The organism is Bradyrhizobium glycinis, from assembly GCF_016031655.1.
GTDB classification, from domain to species: domain Bacteria; phylum Pseudomonadota; class Alphaproteobacteria; order Rhizobiales; family Xanthobacteraceae; genus Bradyrhizobium; species Bradyrhizobium glycinis.
The window spans coordinates 827,041-846,905 of the sequence record NZ_JACCHQ010000001.1 but is presented as its reverse complement, the minus strand read 5'-3'; the positions used below and the strand labels follow the sequence as shown (position 1 = coordinate 846,905).

The window sequence follows — 19,865 nt, the reverse complement described above, 5'->3', positions numbered from 1 at the left end:
CGATGGCACGTACTTGTCTCACGTACTTGGCTATTGCCACGACGCAAAACTTGCAATGCCAATTCGTCGGCGGCAAGCGCTCAGCAGCGATGCACAAAGCCGCACATGACAGCACGGGAATCGCAGAATCCGGCTGGGCAGCTCTCACGCCGCGCCGTCGTCGTCCCCTTCGTCGGTGGCGGAAACGGCTTCCCTCACCTCCACCAGCGCCATCGAGAGCAGGTAGACCGTCGTGGGCAGCCCCAGCCTGCGCGCCTTTTCGGCGGCATGCGACAGATCGCTCGCCAGCTCCTTGAGTTCGTCTCCCCGCGACAATTCTCAACCCCATCGACCGGTCGCGGCCGCCTACACCGCAACGGCGCCGCTGGTTCTGATCAGTTCGGCGCTGGACTGGATTGTAGCAAAATTCGCGATGACATTCACTACCGCATGCCGGTAGGCAACGGCATCGTCCGTGCCCGGCTGCCGGCACGCCACCGCGTCGGTGATCACATGGTAGCGATGACTGCGGTGAAACCCGTCGACGACCGTGGCCAGGATGGTCTCCTCCAGGGAAAAGCCGACCAGGATGCAGCGTGTCGTGCGGATAGAGGACATGTGGCCGACAAACCGCGACGAGCTGTAGGCCGACGGCAGCGGGTGCTCGAACGTCATCTCGCTCGGCTGTGGCCTGATCTCCGCGATCCAATCGGTCAGCCTGGATGACGGATTGAACCAGGCCGCCTGCGCGATGCGCTTCAGATGCATCACCGGCCACAGATTGCCGCGCCACAGCGTCAGGAGTTCCAGACAGCGCGCCGTCGTCTTATCGCCGTCGCGGATGACGTGGCGGCGGCCGGGAGTCAGGTACTCGACCTGAAGATCCGCACATATCAGGATCGGCGGATCATCGTTCATGGAAACCAGCATCGTGTTGCGCGCAGCTGCACCTATTTCAGCGGTCGGCGAGCGCGAGGTCCCGCAGCGGTGAGGTCACCGCCCGCCCGGCCGACGCATCGAGCACGCCAGGCCGGTCCCAATCGCCCTCGGGACGAATGATCACATAGGGATCGCTGTCCAGCGTGATGGCGTCCGGGCCCGGCTCGATCTCCAGCAGCATCTCCGTGTAGGAAAAATCCGAGAAGGTGATCTTGCGGTTGTGACCGAGCGGCTTGGCGCCGAAATGGGCCCAGAAATCGACCAGCCGGTCCTGCGCCTGGCCGTAGATCTTGCGAAAGCCCTTGCGCTTCACATAATCGACGCTGGCCTGCACCAGCTTGAACGAGACGCGCGAGCGCCGATATTGGTGACGCACCGCAAGCCGCTCCACCTTGGCGAAATCGCCGAAGAAGCGTACCCGCAGGCAGCCCGCAGGCTCGTTGCCGACGAAGCCGATGAAATGCGCCGCGACCATGTCATTGCCGTCGAACTCCTCCTCGAACGGACAATCCTGCTCGGCGAGGTAGACCGCCGAGCGGATCGCGGTCACCAGCATGAGATCGCTTGGGTCGCGCGCGAGGCGAATGGTGATGGCGCGGGAACAGGGCTTGGCGACTGGAATCCTAGTACCGTGCATCTGCAAAGCTCCTTGATTGGATGATCGCCGCCGGCATGCGCATCGGCCGCCGATGCCAGGGCCGCTCGTAGCACCAAAGGTCGGGTTGGAAGCTCGGGACAGGCGCAAAGCCTGTCGCCTTCATGATGTCGCGTCCGGCCACCGTTGACGGCTGCGCATAGCAATCCGCGCCGCGAAACCTTATCTGCCGCAGATGAGCCGCGGCCTTGCCGAGACCGGCGATGCCGCGTCCCGTCGCCGCGATCGCCCAGATGTAGATGGCTGCAACGTCTTCGTTCGCCGATGCGAGATAGTGCGCCTCGGGCGCGGTGAGGCAAATCTCGTCGAGCAGCAGCGCATCGTGTCCGCGGTCATTGAGGAACAGGAAGGCCATGCCGCCGACGAGCTTGCCTTTCCGGCTGAATGCCAGGATGCTCTGAGGATCGAAGGTGTAATATTTCGCAAGCTCTGCCGTCCCGATCTGCACGCCCGGTACCAGCCGGAGCGCCATCTCCGAAAGCGCCCCAATTTCGGAAAATTGAGCGCAGCGGACGTCGACATCCGGGCTCAGCGGCAGGGCATCGAAATCGTGTCTTGCGGCAAACGAGCCCCTTTCCATACTCATATCACGCCTCTATCGTTCAAGGTTTTCATGCCCCGCTATGACGATGAGCTTAGCGGTTGGGGATCAGGAGTATGCAGCAGTTATTGCACCGGGGTGCTGCGATGATGCAGCACCGTGAAGAAGCCCTGGGCGCGTCCTGGGATGATTTGAAGCTGTTTTTAGCCTGCGCAAAATATAAAAGTTTTCGGAATGCCGCCGAAGAGCTCGGCCTCACCTCCACCACGCTGATGCGCCGCATCGACCGGCTCGAGGAGAGCATCGGCTGCAAGCTGTTCCTGCGCGACCAGAGCGGGCTCACGCTCAGTGATGAAGGCACCGCGATGATCGCCGACGTCACGCATATGGAGCGTCACGCCTTCAACGTCTTCCGCCGCGCTGCGCGGTCATCGAACGACACCTCGGGCACCGTGCGCGTCGCGGTGACGGAGGGGCCCGGCAATTTCTGGATCCTGCCGCGGCTGATCGACTTCCAGAAGACGTACCGCAAGATCACGGTCGATCTGCGCTGCGCGATGGAGCAGGCCGACGTCGCGCGGCTCGAATCCGATATCGCGATCCAGCTCGAGCCGCCGACCAATCCCGATCTGATCGTCGCCAAGCTCGGCCGCCTTCACATCTATCCCTTCGTCTCCAAGGAGTATGAAAGCCTCTATGGCGTGCCGGCAACGCTCGCCGAATTGAGCAATCACCGCATCATCAAGCAGAGCGCACCGCAGGTCGACGACGGCGCCTATGCCCGCGTGCTCGGGCTGAAATCGCTCGAGGGCATCGTCGGGATCAAGACCAATTCGTCGGTCGGCGTGCTCTACGCGGTGGAGCGCGGCGCCGGCATCGGCTTCCTGCCGACGGTGTCGATCGCGCTCGGTGCGCCGCTCGTTGCGGTCGATCTCGGCGTCAGCCACCACGCCGATCTCTGGCTCACCTATCACAAGGAGTTCCGCACCTCCGAGCGGCACAAGATCGTGGTCGACTGGCTAAAGAAGATCTTCGATGCCCGGACCTATCCCTGCTTCCGCGACGAGTTCATCCATCCGAACGCGCTGGTGCCGATGATGACGGCGGCGCGCGAGGGCTTTGGCCTGGCGGGATACGTGGCGACGGCGCCGACCTAAATGCTCACCATTTGTATTCGAAGCCGAGCGTGCCCTGATGCGAGGTGAGCTCGTTGCGGAACTTGCCGTCGTAATTGACGTAGAGCCGCGCCACGTTGGTCAGGCTGAGCGAAGCCGAGGCACCGGCATCCGCGCCGTAACGGCTCTCGCCGATCCCGGGGACGATGATGTTCTGGGCGCCCAGGCTGACCTGGATGGTTCCCAGGTCCTGGTGGAAATTGTCGACGAACTTGCCGTAGGCCGAAAGGTCCAGGATCTTCTGGTCGATGATGAAGTAGCGGCCGATCTCGGCCCCGATCATGATGCGCGCGCGCGAGAGCGCCGACGAGCCGACGTTGAGCGGATCGAGCCCACCGGTCTCCTGGAACGCGGCGCTGGTGGCGCGCACATATTCCAGCGCGCCCTTGGGCACGATACGCATCTCGTCCTTGGTCCAGTAATAGCTGATCTCGGTCAGCGCGCCGTCGACGGCGGCGCGGTAGCCCGCGGTCGCAAGGCCAAGGCCGGTGTCGCGGCTGGAATGAACCTTGCCGAAGCCGTGCACCACGGCAAAGGCCCAGGTCCACGGGCCCTTGTCGACGGAGCCACTGAAGCCGAGCTGGGTCAGGTCGAGGGTTGCGGATTGCAGCGCCAGCGGCACGTCGACATCGGTGTGGCTGTGGTCGACGGAGAATCCGATGTTGACGCCGGGTGCGAGCCGCGCGCCAAAGCCGGCGACGCCGCCAAAGGTCTTGCGCTTGTCGCCCACGAAGTCGCCTTGCGCATCGGTGCGGACCGAGAGGCCGTAGCCCTCGAACCAGGTGCGGTAGCGCGGATCTTCCGCAGCCGCCGAGGCGCCGCCGCCGCCCGGATTGGTGCGGAACGCCCGGTTGACGCCGCCGGAGGCTTGATTGCCGAGCCGCTCCAGAAAGCCCGAGCCGAAACTGAGCATGCTGTTGCCGGCTGACTGATTTTGATTGGTCGAGGTCGGCGACGGAATCGGGGTCGGTGACGGCGTGGGTGTCGGCGTCGGGGTCGGCGTGGGCGTCGGGCTTTGCGCGAAGCCGGGCGTTGCGGCCGCCATCGTCACGACCAGTGCAAACGCTATCGCAAGCGCACCCACGAACCGGCGGACGCGATCCAGCCCGATTGTCCGCCGTATCCCGGAGAGCTGCGCGGCGCAGCGCATGACGATGAATCCCGTAGCGAAGTGGCGGCGCGCAAAAATGCAACACGGTCGGCGACGCTTGCGGCGATTTGTGCCGAACTGCCACGAGGGGTCAACCGTTCGGCACATGACGGCCGAGGCTATTGCATCGATTGTGGTTCTGCTGCCACAGGTGGCAAATTGCGCTTGAAGGCACCTGGCATGGTCTTGAAATCCGCGCGCGGCTTGCTAGCCGGCGATTTTCATGTTGCAATATCGGTCACAATCGGAATTGGCCGCTGGCCTGTGCGTTTCGCGACATTGCGCCTCAAGACTCGAACAGACTTCCGGAAGCCCGTTTGTGGCGTGGCACGCGAAAAAGCGGCCGCGTCTTTTTTATATCTAGTGGAGGAGACGAGCGATGCCGCAAAAGGGCACCGTCAAATGGTTCAATCCGACCAAGGGCTATGGGTTCATCAAGCCGAACGGCGGCGACAAGGACGTGTTCGTCCACATCTCCGCCGTCGAGCGTGCCGGACTCTCCACCCTCAATGAAAACCAGGTGGTTGAATTCGACCTCGTGGAGAACCGCGGCAAATCATCCGCGGAGAACCTCAAGGTCTCCTGATCTCTCTCGCGGCATGCGAGCGATCATGACGTTGCCCCCGGCTCTGCCGGGGGATTTTGTTTGTGGGGCGCGGAACGAGGGCTCGCCCGTTACGCGTAGGTTCATGGTTCGGCGCGCGCGCCACATATTCCGTCATTGCGAGCGAAGCGAAGCAATCCAGAATCTCTCCGCGGAGCGATTCTGGATTGCTTCGTCGCAAGAGCTCCTCGCAATGACGGGGCGGCGCTTCAGCGCACCAATGGCGATACCAAAAAATTCTCCGACGCCGCGCTCCCCTCCGTCCTGCAGATATCGCCCTCGATGCGGACCTTGCCGGTCGCGAGCAGCCGCAGCGCCTCGGGATAGATGCGATGCTCGATTTCGAGGATGCGCTCGGACAGCGTCTCCGCGGTGTCGTGATCGCCGACGGGAACCGCGCCCTGCATCACGATCGGACCGGCATCGGTCTCGGGGATGACGAAGTGCACCGTCGCGCCGGACAGTTTGACGCCGGCGCGCAGGGCCTGGCCATGCGGGTCGAGGCCGGGGAACGACGGCAGCAGCGAAGGATGGATGTTGAGCATCCGCCCGTACCAGGCCTTGGTGAACTCGGCCGTGAACAGGCGCATGAAGCCGCCCAGACAGATCAGCTCGATGCCGTGCTGGTCGAGCGCGGCCTGCAGCACCTTCTCGAAACCGGCGCGGTCCTTGCCGAACGGCTTGCTCTCGATCACCTCGGTGGTCACGCCGCCCGCCCGGGCGCGTTCGAGGCCGGGCGCATCCGCCTTGTTCGAGATGACGAGCGATATCTCCGCCGGGAAATCCGGAGCGGCGGCTGCCCTGATCAGCGCGGCCATGTTGGAGCCGCGCCCGGAGATCAGGATGGCGACGCGGCGCTTCATCACAGCGCCAGATCGAGGTGGCCGTTATAGACGACGCGGTGCTCGCCCTCGGCGGGAATGACGGTGCCGAGCTGCGCCACGGTCTCGCCGGCGTCGGTGAAGACCTCGATCACCTTGTCGACCTTGTCGGGCTCGACGATCGCGATCATGCCGATGCCGCAATTGAAGGTGCGCAGCATCTCCAGCTCGGCGATACCGGCTTGCGCCGCCAGCCATTTGAACACCGGCAGCACCGGCACGCGCACAAGGTCAATGCCGACACCGAGGTGCTTCGGCAGGACGCGCGGGATGTTGTCGGTGAAGCCGCCGCCGGTGATGTGGGCGAGCCCCTTCACCGCGCGGGTCTCCCGGATCGCGCGCAGGCAGGATTTGACGTAGAGCCTGGTCGGCGTCAGCAGCGCGCCGCCGAGCGTCATCACCGGCGCGAACGGCGCCTGCGCCTCGAAGCTGAGGCCCGACTGCTCGACGATCTTGCGGACCAGCGAAAACCCGTTGGAATGCACGCCGGACGAAGCGAGGCCGATCACGGCATCGCCCGCGGCGATGTCCTTGCGCGGCAACAACGTACCGCGCTCGGCGGCGCCGACGGCAAAGCCGCCGAGATCGTAATCGCCGTCCTTGTAAAGGCCGGGCATCTCGGCAGTCTCCCCGCCGATCAACGCGCAGCCGGATTCGCGGCACCCCTCGGCAACGCCTGCGACGATGGCGGCCGTGGCCTCGGAATCGAGCTTGCCGCAGGCGAAATAGTCCAGGAAAAACAGCGGCTCGGCGCCCTGCACCACGAGGTCGTTGACGCTCATGGCGACAAGGTCGATGCCGATGCCGCCATGCAGGCCTGTCTCGATCGCGATCTTGACCTTGGTGCCGACGCCGTCAGTTGCGGCCACGAGGACCGGGTCCTTGAAGCCGGCCGCCTTGAGGTCGAACAGGCCGCCGAAGCCGCCGATCTCGGCATCCGCGCCCGGCCGTGCGGTGGCGCGCACCATCGGCTTGATCAGGTCGACCAGGCGGTTGCCCGCGTCGATATCGACGCCTGAATCGGCGTAAGTGAGGCCGTTTTTGCGGTCGGTCATGCCCGATTTCCAGTGGGTTTGCGGCTGGTTACGTCGAATTCCGGGGACGCGCAATGGCTCGCATGGCGCTCCCCGCTATACTATGTAGACATATCAACCGGTTCAGCCTGCAACGGGCCGGATTTGAGGTCAGAACCGGTGCCGGGAAGCGCTTTCGTGAGTATTCCGAACATCATTACCTTGGGCCGCATCATGCTGGTCCCGATCATCGTCTGGGCCATCGTGTCGAGCCAAATGGAGGTAGCGTTCGCCGTCTTCCTGATCGCCGGCATCAGCGATGCCGTGGACGGGTTCTTGGCCAAGCGCTTCAACATGACGAGCGAGCTCGGCGCCCTGCTCGACCCGCTCGCCGACAAGGCGCTGCTGGTCTCGATCTACATGGCGCTCGGCATCTGGGGCGCGATCCCGCGCTGGATCGTGATCCTGGTGGTCTCGCGCGACATCATGATCGTCGCTGCCGTGATCGTGTCCTGGCTGTTCGACCGGCCGGTCGAGATGAAGCCGTCGAAAGTGTCCAAGCTCAACACGGTTGCACAAGTGGCGTTCGCAGCTTTGGTGCTGGCGGCGCTTGCCTTCGGCTTCAAGCCCGCGCCTTATGATATCATCCTGATGGGTCTCGTCACGGTCTTCACGCTCTCCTCCGTGTCGCTCTATCTCGTCGAGTGGCTGCGGCACATGAGCACGATCGAGGCAAAATGACGTGGGGATGCGGCCAAGCAAAAGGCCAAGTCCCACATCATCAAATCTTCTCTTCGAACGGGCCGGCGCGCCGGCATGGAGCAAAGCAAGCGTGGCAGGCCGCGTTCATCCCCGACAATTGGCGTTTGCGCTTCCGCATGCGGAGAGCCTTAGCCGGGACAACTTCCTTGAAGGCCCCGCCAATGCGGCCGGTCTCGGCCTGATCGACAGCTGGCCGGAATGGCCGAACCGGATCATGTGGCTGGCGGGCCCGGAAGGAAGCGGCAAGAGCCATCTCGCCGCGATCTGGACCCAGGAGGCTGGCGCCCGCTCGACCACCGCCAATGCGCTGGCCGCGGCCAGCGTGCCCGGCGCGCTCACCACCGGCGCGCTGGTGGTCGAGGATCTCAAGGCTGGAGAATTTGACGAGCGCGCCCTGTTTCACCTGATGAACCTCGCCCGCGAGGACGGCGCCTACGTCCTGTTCACCGGGCGCGAGGCGCCGGCCGCGCTTCAGATCGAGCTTCGCGACCTGCGCTCACGCCTGCGGGCCGTTCCGGTGGTCATGCTGCTGCCGCCCGATGACCAGCTGTTCCGCGGTCTCATCGTCAAGTTCTGCGCCGACCGCCAGCTCAATGTGGACGAGAGCGTGGTCGGTTACCTCGCGACGCGCCTGGAACGATCCTCGGCCGCCGCCCGGCGTGCCGTAGAGCTGCTCGACAGCGAAGCCCTGCGGCTCGGCCGCCCGGTCACTCGGGCGCTCGCCGCCGAGCTGCTTCGGGACGCTTGACTGGCTCGCAGGCCGCCCTGAAGCCCGCTTGACGCGGCGCGGCGGCGGAACATCAATGTCATCGAAACGTCATCGCTCTAACACATGCTCCCGCCGATTTTGCGTTTAAGTCGCAATTGGGGTGAACTGGATGGACCGACTTCTGATGGACTCTGCGCAAGCTGTTGAAATCAAAGAGAAAGCCCCGGAAACCGAGAGCCTTCCGGCGATCGCGTCCAGCCCCGAGCGGTTCATCAACCGCGAGCTGTCCTGGCTGCATTTCAACCGCCGCGTCCTGGAGGAATCGGTCAACCCCAGCCATCCCGTCCTGGAGCGGGTGCGATTCCTGTCGATTTCGGCGAATAACCTCGACGAGTTCTTCATGGTCCGCGTCGCCGGCATCAAGGCCCAGGTGCGCGAGGGCATCGCCGAGCGCAGCCCCGACGGCCTGACGCCGTCGGAGCAGCTCGCGCTGATCAACCGCACCGTCTCCCAGCTCGCCTCCGACCAGCAGGCGATCTGGCGCGACCTCCGCCTCACGCTGGCCGAGGTCGGCATCGTGCTGGTGGACGGCAAGGACGTCACCAAGGCGGAACGAACCTGGATCGAGGACTACTTCCTCAATAACGTGTTCCCTCTCCTGACCCCGCTCGCGATCGATCCGGCCCACCCCTTCCCGTTCATTCCGAGCCTCGGCTTCACCATCGCGCTGCAGCTCACGCGCGCCGCCGACGGCAAGCAGATGAACGCGCTGATCCGCATGCCCGGCAAGATCGATCGCTTCATCCGCCTGCCGGCGGATGGCACGGTGCGCCTGATCTCGCTGGAGCAGGCCACCGCCCTGTTCATCAACCGCCTGTTCCCGGGCTACAATCTGCACGGCCAGGGCGCCTTCCGGATCATCCGCGACTCCGAGCTCGAAATCGAGGAAGAGGCCGAAGATCTCGTCCGCCTGTTCGAGACCGCGCTGAAGCGCCGCCGCCGCGGATCGGTGATCCGGCTCGAGATCGACGCCAAGATGCCGGAGGAGCTGCGCAGCTTCGTGCAGCACGCGCTCTCGGCCGCCGACGACGAGGTGTTCCTGGTCGACGGCGTGCAGGCGATGAACGAGCTCTCGCAGCTCACCCGCCTCGACCGGCCCGATCTCGAATTCACCCCTTACGTGCCGCGCCACCCCGAACGCGTGCGCGAGCATGGCGGCGACATCTTCGCCGCGATCCGGCAGAAGGACCTGATCGTCCACCATCCCTACGAGTCGTTCGACGTCGTCGTGCAATTCCTGCAGCAGGCCACGCGCGACCCCGATGTCGTTGCGATCAAGCAGACGCTCTACCGCACCTCCAACAACTCACCGATCGTCCGCGCGCTGGCCGAAGCGGCCGAAGCCGGCAAATCAGTCACCGCACTGATCGAGCTGAAAGCGCGGTTCGACGAAGAAGCCAATATCCGCTGGGCGCGCGATCTCGAACGCGCCGGCGTGCAGGTCGTCTACGGCTTCCTCGAATTGAAGACGCACGCAAAACTCTCGATGGTGGTGCGCCGCGAGGGCGGCAGCCTGACGACCTACGTCCATACCGGCACCGGCAATTATCACCCGGTCACCGCACGCATCTACACCGACCTCTCCTACTTCACCTCGGACCCGACGATCGGCCGCGATGCCGCTCGCGTGTTCAATTTCATCACCGGCTATGCCGCGCCGAGCGATCTGGAAAAGATGGCGGTGTCGCCGCTGACCTTGCGCAAGCGCATCATCGAGCACATTCAGGGCGAGACTGCGCATGCGCGGCATGGCCGTCCCGGCGCGGTCTGGATGAAGATGAACGCGCTGGTCGATCCCGACATCATCGATGCGCTCTATGAGGCCTCCCAGGCCGGTGTCCAGGTCGAGCTCGTGGTGCGCGGCATCTGTTGCCTCAGGCCGGGCATTCCCGGTCTGTCGGAGAACATCCGCGTCAAGTCGATCATCGGCCGCTTCCTGGAACATGGCCGAATCTACTGCTTCGGCATGGGCCAGGGACTGCCGAGCGCGAAAGCGGCTGTGTATATCTCGTCCGCCGACATGATGCCGCGCAACCTCGACCGCCGCGTCGAGGTGCTGTGTCCGCTGCAAAATCCGACGGTGCATCAGCAGGTTCTCGAACAGATCATGGTCGCGAACCTGAAGGACAATGAGCAGAGCTGGCAGTTGTTGCCGGACGGGTCTTCAACGCGTATGAAGACCGCGAAGGGCGAGGAGCCTTTCAACGTCCACAACTACTTCATGACGAATCCGAGTCTGTCTGGCCGTGGAAAGTCGCTCAAGGAATCCTCGCCGCGTCGTCTCACGCGCCGGAACGAACGTCATCCATCCTGATCGGGGATTTGCGACGTGAAGCGGCCGCGCAAGCGCGGCTCGAGCGTCGCGGTTATCGACATAGGCTCCAACTCGGTCCGCCTCGTCGTCTACGAGGCGCTGGCGCGCAGCCTCATCCCGATCTTCAACGAGAAGACGCTGTGCGGCCTCGGGCGCGAGGTGCAGAGCACGCGCCTGCTCGCGCCCGACGCCGTCGACAAGGCGCTGACCTCGCTGAAGCGCTTCCGTGCATTGTGCCGGGTGATGCAGGTCGGACGCGTGTTTGCGATCGCGACCGCCGCGTGCCGCGACGCCTCCAACGGTCCCGACTTCATTGCCAAGGCCGAGCGGATCTGCGCGGTGAAGATCGAGATCCTGTCGGGCCCGCGCGAAGCACGATTGTCGGCGCTCGGCGTGATCTCCGGCGTCCACCATCCGGACGGCATCGTGGGCGATCTCGGCGGCGGCTCGCTCGAGCTGATCGACGTGCGCAGGAACGCGGTGCGCAGCGGCGTGACGCTGCCGCTCGGCGGCCTCGCGCTACAGGACCTCGCCCACAAATCGCTCAAGCGCGCCGACCGCATCGTGCGCGAGGAGATCGACGGGGTGCCGCAGCTGACCGCAGGTCGCGGCCGCACCTTCTACGCCGTCGGCGGCACCTGGCGCGCGCTTGCGCGCATCCACATCATCCAGAGCGGCTATTCGCTCCAGGTGATGCACGGCTATTCCATCCCAGCTGCGGAAGCGCTCGACTTCTCGCGCCGCCTGCGGCGCCTCGCCGCCGCGAACATGCTGGCCGACATCGAGATCGTGGCCGATGCGCGGCGGCCTCTGCTCACCTATGCGGCGCTGGTGCTCGAGCACATCATCCGCGTCGCGAAGCCAAAGAACATCGTGTTCTCCACCTTCGGCGTGCGCGAGGGCCTGCTGCACGAGAAGCTGTCCGAGACCGAACGCAACAAGGACGGGCTGATCTGTGCGGCCGAGGAACTGAACCAGCTGCTGTCACGTTCAGCCAGGCACGCACGCGAGCTGATCGCCTGGACCGACCGCCTGGTGCGCGTCGTCAAGCTGCGCGAGACGGAAGAGGACCGGCGCCTCCGCCACACCGCTTGCCTGCTCTCCGATATCGGCTGGCGCGTGCATCCCGATCATCGCGGCGAGCAGACGCTCAGCCTCGTCGTCAACGGCAATTTCGGCGCGATCACCCATACCGAACGCGCCTTCGTCGGCCTCTCGGTGTTCTATCGTTATGCCGGCCTCAGCGAGGAAAACCAGCCGCCGGTCACCATGCAGGAGCTGCTGACGCCGGCCCAGCTCGAACGCACGCGCCTTCTGGGTGCTGCATTCCGCGTCGCGCATCTGATCTCGGCCGCACGTCCGGGCGTCCTGCCCGCCACGCATTTCCGCAGCCAGGGCCGCAAATTGATGCTGGTGTTCGAGCACCGGCTCGGCGACCTCGTCGCCGACCGCGTCGGCAGCCGCTTCCGTCAGCTCGCCCGCCTGATCGGCCGCTCGGGATCGATCGTGCGACGCTGATATCGGCGGTGTGAGTGCTCACCTCTCCCTGCGGGAGAGCTGAAGTACGCAATCCCCGGAAAACTCTATTCCGCCGACACCTTGGCGTGGCGCTCCGAGGATTCCAGCGCGGCCTGGGTCAGGCTGCGCCGGCGCCAGATGGTGCCGACCACCAGCACGACGATGACGCCGAGCGCGGCGCAGAAATACTCGCCGCCAGCCCCGCCATGGCCGAATTGCGGCGGGATGCGCAATACCCCGAGCATGGCGTCGAGCGAGGCGCCGAACGGGCCCTCGAACAGCGCGTGCAGCCGCGGCGTGACCCCGGGATCAGTCGCCATCACCTCGCCCGCGATCCAGCCGAGCAGCGCCGCACCGGCCCAGACCAGCACCGGCAGCTTTGTGAGCAGTGCCATGATCAGCGCGGCGCCGGCGACGATCAACGGCACGCTGATGGCAAGGCCGAGGATCAAGAGCGGCACGCTGCCATTGGCCGCGGCAGCGACCGCAATGACGTTGTCGAGACTCATGACGATGTCGGCGACCACGACGATCTGTATGGCGTGCCACAGATGCGCGGCAGCGTCTACATCGTCCTCGTCCTCGTTCTCCGGCACCAGGAGCTTTGCCGCGATCACGATCAGTGCAAGGCCGCCGACCAGCTTGAGGTATGGCAGCTCCATCAGGGTGGCGACGATGCCGGTGAAGATGATCCGGAGCGTCACCGCTGCGCCGGCACCGAAGATCATGCCCCAGAGCCGATGCCGCGGCGACAGACCGCGGCACGCCAGTGCGATCACCAGCGCGTTGTCGCCGGAGAGCAGGATGTTGATCCAGATGATCTTGCCGACCGCGATCCAGAAAGTCGGTGCGGCCATTTCGTTGCGGAACTGGGTGAAGAAGGTCCCGATCGTAGCGGGATCGAAGATCTGCCAGAGCCAGTCCACAATGAGTCCTTTCGCCCGTCGCCTCTAACCTGCCGCCCGGATCAGCCGACGATCTCGTTACCCGAGAAGAACTGCGCGATCTCGATCGCCGCGGTCTCCGGTGCATCCGAACCGTGCACCGAGTTCTCGCCGATCGACTTGGCGTAGAGCTTGCGCACGGTGCCCTCGGCGGCCTTGGACGGATCGGTCGCGCCCATCACCTCGCGGTACTTGGCGATCGCGCCCTCGCCTTCCAGGACCTGAACCACGACCGGGCCGGAGGTCATGAACTCGACGAGCTCGCCGAAGAAGGGGCGCGCCTTGTGGACGGCATAGAAGGTCTCGGCCTGTTCCCTGGTCATGCGGATGCGCTTCTGCGCGACGATGCGCAGACCCGCCTTCTCGATCACGGCGTTGACCGCGCCGGTCAGGTTACGCTCAGTCGCGTCGGGCTTGATGATCGAGAAAGTGCGTTCGATGGCCATAATGTCGTCCTTGGGAAGAAAGCAGGTGGTTGGCGGGTTGCGGGGCTTATATCGGCGCCTTTGCCGGACGGCAAGCGACCGCCGAAACGGCATCACGGGCGCTTCGCCGCAGGCGGCCGGCGTCCGATTTCGGCTTGGATGACAACAATTTCACCCAGATGAACCCAATCTGAAACCGCCGTCAGGGTTCGGTTCAGCTTCGCCGGCGTAAGGTCGGCCCTATCGAAACCGAAGCCTGATGATCAGGCGGACCGTTTCGGCGGCCTTTCCATCGACGCGGATCCCCCGCGCCGGCAGTTTTGAGGAGATCACCATGTTGAGGAAACTTTCGCTTGCCGCTGTCGCTGCGGTTGCGCTCGGTGCCGCGTTGGCCCCGACCTCGGCCTCCGCTCACTGGCGCGGCGGCGGCTGGGGCTGGCACGGCGGCGGCTGGCACCACGGCTACGGCTGGGGCGGCCCGCGCTTCTATGCCCCGGTCTCCTACGGTTATGGCGGCTGCTATGTGCGCCGGCTGGTCCCGACCCCCTGGGGACCCCGCTGGCGGCTGATCAACCGCTGCTACTGAACCCGTCAGCACCTTCCGAAGGCTACCTAAGCCCCCCAAGGTACCTTCCAAGAGAAGCCCCGGCGCCCCCCTCGCCGGGGCTTTGCCTTGAGCGTACAAGGCGCCGCTCATACAATTTTTACGAGAATGCCCGGCGCTCCCGACAATCCGCGAAACCATTTGGCCGGCAATGACTTGGTACCGTGTCCTGACTTTGAGAACACGGAACCTTGCGATGGCTGGGCTTTTTGCCAATGACAGCGAACAGATCGACCGGCGCACCAGCCGCTCGATTTGCGATGCCGTGGGCGAACGGCTGCAGCAGAGCCTCCGGCCCGAGCCGCGCCTTCCAACCCAACTCGAGAAGCTCCTGAAGGAGCTGCAGCGGCGCGAGCGCGAGAGGCACTGACGGAAAAACGAGTTGCGTTCGACGCGCCTTGCGGTGACAAGGCCGCATGCTCGCCATCACCGACCTTTCCATCCGCCTCGCCGGACGCCTTTTGATCGACCAGAGTTCCCTGCAGATCACGCCCGGATCGCGCGTCGGGCTGGTCGGACGCAACGGCACCGGCAAGTCGACGCTGTTCAAGGTGATCCGCGGCGAGCTTGCGGCCGAGCACGGCTCGGTGACCCTGCCGCCACGCTGGCGCATCGGCAGCCTCGCGCAGGAAGCGCCGAACGGACCGGAAAGCCTGATCTCGGTCGTGCTCAAGGCGGACCTCGAACGCGACGCACTGCTGAGCGAGGCGGAGCACGCGACCGATCCGCACCGCATCGCCGAGATCCAGACCCGCCTCGTCGACATCGACGCCCACTCGGCGCCGAGCCGCGCGGCTGCGATTCTCTCCGGCCTCGGCTTCTCCGCCGCCGATCAGCTCCGCCCCTGCGCCGAGTTCTCCGGCGGCTGGCGCATGCGCGTTGCGCTCGCCGCAACGCTGTTCGCGGCCCCCGACCTTCTGCTGCTCGATGAGCCCACCAATTATCTCGACCTCGAAGGCACGCTGTGGCTGGAGGATCACCTCGCGCATTATCCGCGCACGGTGATCGTGATCAGCCACGACCGCGACCTCCTGGAAAGCTCGGTGGACCAGATCCTGCACCTGGAGCGCGGCAAGCTCACGCTCTACAAGGGTTCGTATTCCTCGTTCGAGGAGCAGCGCGCCGCGCGCGAGCTGCTCGACGCCAAGGCGGTCAAGCGCCAGGAGACCGAACGCGCCCGCCTGCAGGCCTTCGTCGATCGCTTCAAGGCCAAGGCATCGAAAGCCCGTCAGGCACAGTCGCGCGTCAAAATGCTGGAGCGGCTGAAGCCGATCACGGCGCTGGTCACCGAGGACGTGCGCGAGATCAGCTTCCCGGCGCCGGAGAAGATCTTGTCGCCGCCGATCATCGCCGTCGACAACGCCTCGGTCGGCTACGATCCGGCGAGCCCGGTGCTGGGCCGCGTCACCTTGCGCATCGACAACGACGACCGCATCGCGCTGCTGGGCGCCAACGGCAACGGCAAGTCGACGCTGGTGAAGCTGCTCGCCGGGCGTCTTGCGCCGTTCTCGGGCAAGGTGACGCGCGCGGACAAGCTGTCGATCGCCTATTTCGCGCAGCACCAGCTCGACGAGCTCAACGAGGACGCCTCCGCCTACGACCACGTCCGCAAGCTGATGGGCGATGCGCCCGAAGCCAAGGTGCGCGCCCGCGCCGGCGCGATCGGCTTCTCCGGCAAGGCCGCCGACACCAAGGCCGGCAAATTGTCAGGCGGCGAGAAGGCGCGGCTGCTGCTGGGCCTTGCGACCTTCTTCGGCCCCAACATGATCATCCTGGACGAGCCGACCAACCATCTCGACATCGACAGCCGCGGCGCTTTGGCCGAAGCCATCAACGAGTTTCCCGGCGCAGTGATCATGGTCTCGCACGACCGCTATCTGATCGAGGCCTGCGCCGATCGGCTCTGGATCGTCGCCGATCGCACGGTCACCAATTACGACGGCGATCTCGACGAATATCGCCGCCTGGTGCTGTCGACGCGCAACGCGGAAGCCCCGCGCGAGCGCAGTGCGCCGGCCGAGAAGCCGCAGCGCCCAAGAGCGGACAATCGCGGCTCGCTGAGGAAGCGCATCGCGGAAGCCGAGGCCGAGATCGCCCGCGTCAGCGAGATCATCGCCAAGATCGACACGGCGCTCGCTTTGCCCGACATTTTCACGCGCGATCCCAAGCAGGCGGCGCAACTGTCGAAGGCGCGCGCCAATGCCGCCGACGCGCTGGCGCGCGCGGAAGAGCAATGGCTCGAGGCGAGCACGCAGTTCGATGAGGCGGCCGGTTAGCGCCTCCACCAAAGAAGCCGCGCCAACAAAAAACGTGCAAAACAACCCCATGCACAGTACCGGCATTATGGCACCGGTGAGCTAACTATTGAATTAGCTGCGTTTTGTCCGCTCGGTGTCGGCAGTCCCCGCGGACCGCACCAGCTCAATCCGCGTATTGCCCGGCCGCCTTGATGATCGGCGCCCAGCGGTCGATCTCACTCGTCAGCATCGCGCCTAGCGCCTCCGGCGTCGCCTTGTCCTGCGGGACCGGCTCGGTGTTGATGTCGTTGAACCGGGCGATCAGCGCGGGATCCCTGAGCGCGGTCTGCAGCGCCGCGGTCAGCTTCTGAACGACCGCCGGCGGCGTGCCCTTGGGCGCATAGATGCCGTGCCAGACACCGAGCTCGAAACCCTTGAGGCCGGCCTCGTCGGCCGTCGGCAGATCGGGCAGGCTCTTCAGCCGCTCCTTGGTGGTGATCGCGTAGGCCTTGACCTGCTTGGCCGTGATCGGACCGGTGGTGTTGGTCGCCTGATCGCAGGTGAGATCGATCTGCTTGCCGAGCAGATCGTTCATGATCGGGCCGTTGCCCTTGTAAGGCACCGTGGTGAGCTGCTTCTGGATCGCCGTCATGAACAGCATCCCGCACAGATGCGAGGCCGCACCCAGGCCGGCATTGGCGTAGGTCAGCTTGTCGCCCTGCTGCTGGGCGTAGGCGACCAGTTCCTTGAGCGAGTCGGCCGGAAAATCCGGACGCGCGATGATGGTCATCGGCGCGTTGGTGACGAGCCCGATCGGCGCAAAGGCGGTCTTGGTGTCGTAGCTGAGATTGCGATACAGCGTCGCCGCGGTCGAGATGCCGACATGATGGATCAACAGCGTGTAGCCGTCCGGCTGGGCGCGCGCGGCGCGGGTCGTGCCGATGGTGCCGCCGGCGCCGGTCGCGTTCTCGACGATGACCTGCTGCCCAAGGGATTTCGCCATGCCCGCCGCGGTCAGACGCGCGATGGTGTCGGTCGGCCCGCCCGCGGCGAATGGAACCAGCATGGTGATGGGCCGGGTCGGATAGTCCTGCGCGAGTGCCGCGCCAGACGACAAGAGCAGCGCCGACACGAGGGCAATGAACCGCATGGTTTCCTCCGGATTGTGGTTGGCGCCATCAAAGCGCATTCCGGAGCGCGCGGCAAAGAGTTTACAATCAATGCTTCCGAACCGCCGGCTTTGCTGATGCATGTTCCGGCGGCGCCATCGAAACCGCGAACGTCACCCACGTGCTCCAAGTGCTCGCGCGGTTCTCCACCTCCAGATCCTTGTAGCCCTTCAGATTGAGGTAGCCTTGGTATCCATCGGACAACGGGATGATGAAACCGATCTGCGGTCCAATGCCAATTGCACGTCCCCGGAAACCTCCGAGCTTCGCGCCCGGACCGGAATCATCGGTGATCTGCTGGTAGAAGTAGCCGACCAGCCCGATCTGCAAATTCTTGCTCAGGAATTGTGACGCCGCCCAGTCCACATGGAAGTCGATGCCGTTCTGGTACTGCAGATACGGATTGGGCAAGCTGTAAGTCAGCCCGCCGACGACCGAGAATTCATGACCGGTCTTCGGGTCGAAGTAGGTGTAGCCGACACCTGCATCCCAGGCGACGAAGCCGAGATTGAGGTTCGCAAGACGCGTTGGATCGTAGGTGCCGCTAGGGATGTTGCCGGTGATGTAGACCATCTCGTTGTGGACGCCTTGATTCCATTTGAGCGTGCCTTGATAGAACACATCCGAGACCGTGGTCCGATTGTCGGTTCTGCCTCCCGAAATGACATTTCCGGCGGGGCCGGTCAGCGTGGCGTCGATGCCGAGACCGACATTGCCCGGCGCGGTGATCAACGAGATCGCGGCTTGCCCGCCAAGCACGGGGGTCGGTGAGACGTAGGTGATGCCGAGGGCGAGTGCATCGGCGTGCGCATTCAGCCCGGTGACTACGGACCCGCTGCCTCCGCCGCTCGTCACGAAATTTTTGGTGGCTCCCGCATCGGCCTGCAGGTGCAGATAGATCGACGCGTAAGCCCAGCCCGGCACAGTTGGCGCAGCGGCAAGGCTGCCGAAGATGCCTGGCAGCCAGAAGCCGACGCCGCCGGCATCGGCGCGGGCGTCCTGCGCGTGGATCGACAGCACAAGCGCACAGGCACCGGCGATGGAAGATACTCTTTTCACCACAGACATCGGTCCCTCCTGCATTCCGCTTTTATCATTTTACCTGCTGTGGCTCGGGAAACTTCCACGTGCCGTTCAGGATCTCTTCACGCGGCCGGTACAAGCGCACCCAGTAATTCCAGCCGCTCGTGGTCGGCAGACAATTCGGGACCTTTCCATCACAGCCTCCGAACTGGATGCGCACTGAACCGTCCGCCTGCTTTTTAGCGCTGACGTTGTTGAGGGAGTAGGCACCGTACGGGTTCGGCTCGATGTAGCCGCTCGCGTTGTACATCGTGACTGACCAGAACCCGTCTACCGGCACGTCCTTCACCTGGAGCTGGTAGACCGTCGAGCCATCGTTCTTCTCGGGGGTGACTGTGAGATACATGGCGTCCCGATCCGGGTTGCCGCCCCAGCCCGTGGCAGCGCCGATCAGGTGACGAACGGAGTCCGTCTGGTCCTTCGATCCGAACATCCCCTTCGCATCCGGGAGCGTGGCGGCGAGCAGCAGCAGAGCGTCACGGACCTTCTTTTGACTGACCGGGTCCCATGAGGGAATCTCGAAGTTGCCTGAACCCTGCTTTTGTTCGATACGGACGGCGTCCTGGAGAGCATGGACCTTCGCAAGATCGTCCGGATCGTTCGGATCCACGAAGGTCCGGATCCCGACGAGGACGTAGCGGGTGCCGACTTCGGATTTGGTGAGCGTCCTGCTGCCGGCGCCATAATGAACGAAGGGGATATATTCGTCTTCGTTGATGATGATCATCGACATGAAGCGTGACCCGGCGTCCGGCATGGTGATGGTCACCGGCCCCGCATCGAGGTCGAACACGGCTGCGGAATAAAGCGTATCGCGGTTGGCCCGGATCACCTTTTGATCGTCGATCGCCATCGGCTTTCGGTTGTGATCAAAGCGCGCCAAGCCGCCTGCGGCCTTCACGATACCGGCAAAGTAGGTGTCCGACTCGGCCCGTACGAAATTGTCCGGCGTCACGGTCATTTTGCCGGCGGACTGCGCCTTCGCGTGATCAATCGGAAGGAGTCCCACCACAAGTCCGGCCGTCCAAAGCAGCTTAAGAACACTCATCGGCATAGCGACGTCCTTCAATTCACGTCCTGCACTTGAGGCCGCTTCCATCGGC

Annotated in this window: 21 protein-coding genes; 9 read left to right on the top strand and 12 right to left on the bottom strand. The window is 64.6% G+C overall.

All coding sequences use genetic code 11. The features are described 5' to 3' along the window. Nucleotides 1–144 precede the first annotated feature (144 nt). Genes HZZ16_RS04115 through HZZ16_RS04100 form a run of 4 tightly spaced genes read right to left on the bottom strand, consistent with a single transcriptional unit; the run spans nucleotide 145 to nucleotide 2,159 of the window. A complete protein-coding gene (locus HZZ16_RS04115) occupies nucleotides 145–315 on the bottom strand; it encodes a hypothetical protein (RefSeq protein WP_197947199.1) in 171 nt (56 codons plus the stop codon). A gap of 30 nt (nucleotides 316–345) precedes the next feature. Beyond that, on the bottom strand, nucleotides 346–909 hold the full coding sequence (locus HZZ16_RS04110; RefSeq protein WP_197947198.1) for an isochorismatase family protein: 564 nt from the start codon (nucleotides 907–909) through the stop codon (nucleotides 346–348). Between the two features lie 25 nt (nucleotides 910–934). Continuing rightward, complete coding sequence (locus tag HZZ16_RS04105) at nucleotides 935–1,555, bottom strand: GNAT family N-acetyltransferase (RefSeq protein ID WP_036000546.1); 621 nt, start codon at nucleotides 1,553–1,555, stop codon at nucleotides 935–937. Then, nucleotides 1,542–2,159 (bottom strand): hypothetical protein, encoded by a 618-nt coding sequence (locus tag HZZ16_RS04100; protein WP_197947197.1) that lies wholly within the window; start codon nucleotides 2,157–2,159, stop codon nucleotides 1,542–1,544. Before HZZ16_RS04100 ends, HZZ16_RS04105 begins: the two co-directional genes overlap by 14 nt. Nucleotides 2,160–2,230: 71 nt before the next feature. Here HZZ16_RS04100 and HZZ16_RS04095 point away from each other — a divergent pair, with 71 nt between their 5' ends. Next, on the top strand, nucleotides 2,231–3,271 hold the full coding sequence (locus tag HZZ16_RS04095) for a LysR family transcriptional regulator (protein ID WP_197947196.1): 1,041 nt from the start codon (nucleotides 2,231–2,233) through the stop codon (nucleotides 3,269–3,271). Between the two features lie 4 nt (nucleotides 3,272–3,275). Here the strand turns inward: HZZ16_RS04095 and HZZ16_RS04090 are convergent, their stop codons facing one another. Continuing rightward, nucleotides 3,276–4,439, bottom strand: a complete 1,164-nt coding sequence (locus HZZ16_RS04090) for an autotransporter outer membrane beta-barrel domain-containing protein (protein WP_197947195.1) — start codon at nucleotides 4,437–4,439, stop codon at nucleotides 3,276–3,278. Nucleotides 4,440–4,818: 379 nt separating this feature from the next. Between HZZ16_RS04090 and HZZ16_RS04085 the strand changes: the two genes are divergently transcribed. Then, the gene (locus tag HZZ16_RS04085; protein WP_024338088.1) at nucleotides 4,819–5,025 is read left to right on the top strand and encodes a cold-shock protein; all 207 of its coding nucleotides are present in this window, start codon (nucleotides 4,819–4,821) and stop codon (nucleotides 5,023–5,025) included. 227 nt (nucleotides 5,026–5,252) lie between these two features. On the opposite strand, the gene purN is transcribed toward HZZ16_RS04085, so the two are convergent. Continuing rightward, on the bottom strand, nucleotides 5,253–5,906 hold the full coding sequence (gene purN, locus HZZ16_RS04080; RefSeq protein WP_197947194.1) for a phosphoribosylglycinamide formyltransferase: 654 nt from the start codon (nucleotides 5,904–5,906) through the stop codon (nucleotides 5,253–5,255). Then, a complete protein-coding gene (purM, locus tag HZZ16_RS04075; RefSeq protein WP_197947193.1) occupies nucleotides 5,906–6,979 on the bottom strand; it encodes a phosphoribosylformylglycinamidine cyclo-ligase in 1,074 nt (357 codons plus the stop codon). Before purM ends, purN begins: the two co-directional genes overlap by 1 nt. Before the next feature lie 156 nt (nucleotides 6,980–7,135). Here purM and HZZ16_RS04070 point away from each other — a divergent pair, with 156 nt between their 5' ends. The 4 genes from HZZ16_RS04070 to ppx all read left to right on the top strand — a co-directional run bounded on the left by HZZ16_RS04070 (nucleotide 7,136) and on the right by ppx (nucleotide 12,300). After that, nucleotides 7,136–7,678 carry a CDP-alcohol phosphatidyltransferase family protein gene (locus HZZ16_RS04070; protein WP_025035876.1) on the top strand — a complete coding sequence of 181 codons (543 nt, stop codon included), beginning with the start codon at nucleotides 7,136–7,138 and terminating at the stop codon, nucleotides 7,676–7,678. A gap of 91 nt (nucleotides 7,679–7,769) precedes the next feature. Beyond that, nucleotides 7,770–8,447 carry a P-loop NTPase family protein gene (locus tag HZZ16_RS04065; protein ID WP_197947192.1) on the top strand — a complete coding sequence of 226 codons (678 nt, stop codon included), beginning with the start codon at nucleotides 7,770–7,772 and terminating at the stop codon, nucleotides 8,445–8,447. Nucleotides 8,448–8,592: 145 nt separating this feature from the next. Then, nucleotides 8,593–10,782, top strand: coding sequence for an RNA degradosome polyphosphate kinase (locus HZZ16_RS04060; RefSeq protein WP_197947279.1), 2,190 nt, complete (start codon nucleotides 8,593–8,595; stop codon nucleotides 10,780–10,782). Nucleotides 10,783–10,797: 15 nt separating this feature from the next. Next, nucleotides 10,798–12,300, top strand: a complete 1,503-nt coding sequence (gene ppx / locus HZZ16_RS04055; RefSeq protein WP_197947191.1) for an exopolyphosphatase — start codon at nucleotides 10,798–10,800, stop codon at nucleotides 12,298–12,300. 65 nt (nucleotides 12,301–12,365) lie between these two features. Here the strand turns inward: ppx and HZZ16_RS04050 are convergent, their stop codons facing one another. Next, a complete protein-coding gene (locus tag HZZ16_RS04050; protein WP_197947190.1) occupies nucleotides 12,366–13,226 on the bottom strand; it encodes a TerC family protein in 861 nt (286 codons plus the stop codon). A gap of 41 nt (nucleotides 13,227–13,267) precedes the next feature. Then, nucleotides 13,268–13,690, bottom strand: coding sequence for a nucleoside-diphosphate kinase (ndk, locus tag HZZ16_RS04045; RefSeq protein WP_197947189.1), 423 nt, complete (start codon nucleotides 13,688–13,690; stop codon nucleotides 13,268–13,270). Between the two features lie 313 nt (nucleotides 13,691–14,003). Here ndk and HZZ16_RS04040 point away from each other — a divergent pair, with 313 nt between their 5' ends. The 3 genes from HZZ16_RS04040 to HZZ16_RS04030 all read left to right on the top strand — a co-directional run bounded on the left by HZZ16_RS04040 (nucleotide 14,004) and on the right by HZZ16_RS04030 (nucleotide 16,549). Then, on the top strand, nucleotides 14,004–14,255 hold the full coding sequence (locus tag HZZ16_RS04040; protein WP_197947188.1) for a sulfur globule protein precursor: 252 nt from the start codon (nucleotides 14,004–14,006) through the stop codon (nucleotides 14,253–14,255). A gap of 214 nt (nucleotides 14,256–14,469) precedes the next feature. Beyond that, entirely contained in the window at nucleotides 14,470–14,643 is a 174-nt protein-coding gene (locus tag HZZ16_RS04035) for a hypothetical protein (protein WP_197947187.1), read from the top strand. 46 nt (nucleotides 14,644–14,689) lie between these two features. Beyond that, the gene (locus HZZ16_RS04030; RefSeq protein WP_197947186.1) at nucleotides 14,690–16,549 is read left to right on the top strand and encodes an ABC-F family ATP-binding cassette domain-containing protein; all 1,860 of its coding nucleotides are present in this window, start codon (nucleotides 14,690–14,692) and stop codon (nucleotides 16,547–16,549) included. 145 nt (nucleotides 16,550–16,694) lie between these two features. Here HZZ16_RS04030 and HZZ16_RS04025 read toward each other — a convergent pair whose 3' ends face one another. The 3 genes from HZZ16_RS04025 to HZZ16_RS04015 form a co-directional block, all read right to left on the bottom strand. Continuing rightward, a complete protein-coding gene (locus HZZ16_RS04025) occupies nucleotides 16,695–17,660 on the bottom strand; it encodes a tripartite tricarboxylate transporter substrate-binding protein (protein WP_197947185.1) in 966 nt (321 codons plus the stop codon). 67 nt (nucleotides 17,661–17,727) lie between these two features. Then, on the bottom strand, nucleotides 17,728–18,747 hold the full coding sequence (locus HZZ16_RS04020) for a SphA family protein (RefSeq protein ID WP_197947184.1): 1,020 nt from the start codon (nucleotides 18,745–18,747) through the stop codon (nucleotides 17,728–17,730). 25 nt (nucleotides 18,748–18,772) lie between these two features. Further along, the gene (locus tag HZZ16_RS04015) at nucleotides 18,773–19,810 is read right to left on the bottom strand and encodes a DUF1254 domain-containing protein (protein ID WP_197947278.1); all 1,038 of its coding nucleotides are present in this window, start codon (nucleotides 19,808–19,810) and stop codon (nucleotides 18,773–18,775) included. Nucleotides 19,811–19,865 lie beyond the last annotated feature (55 nt).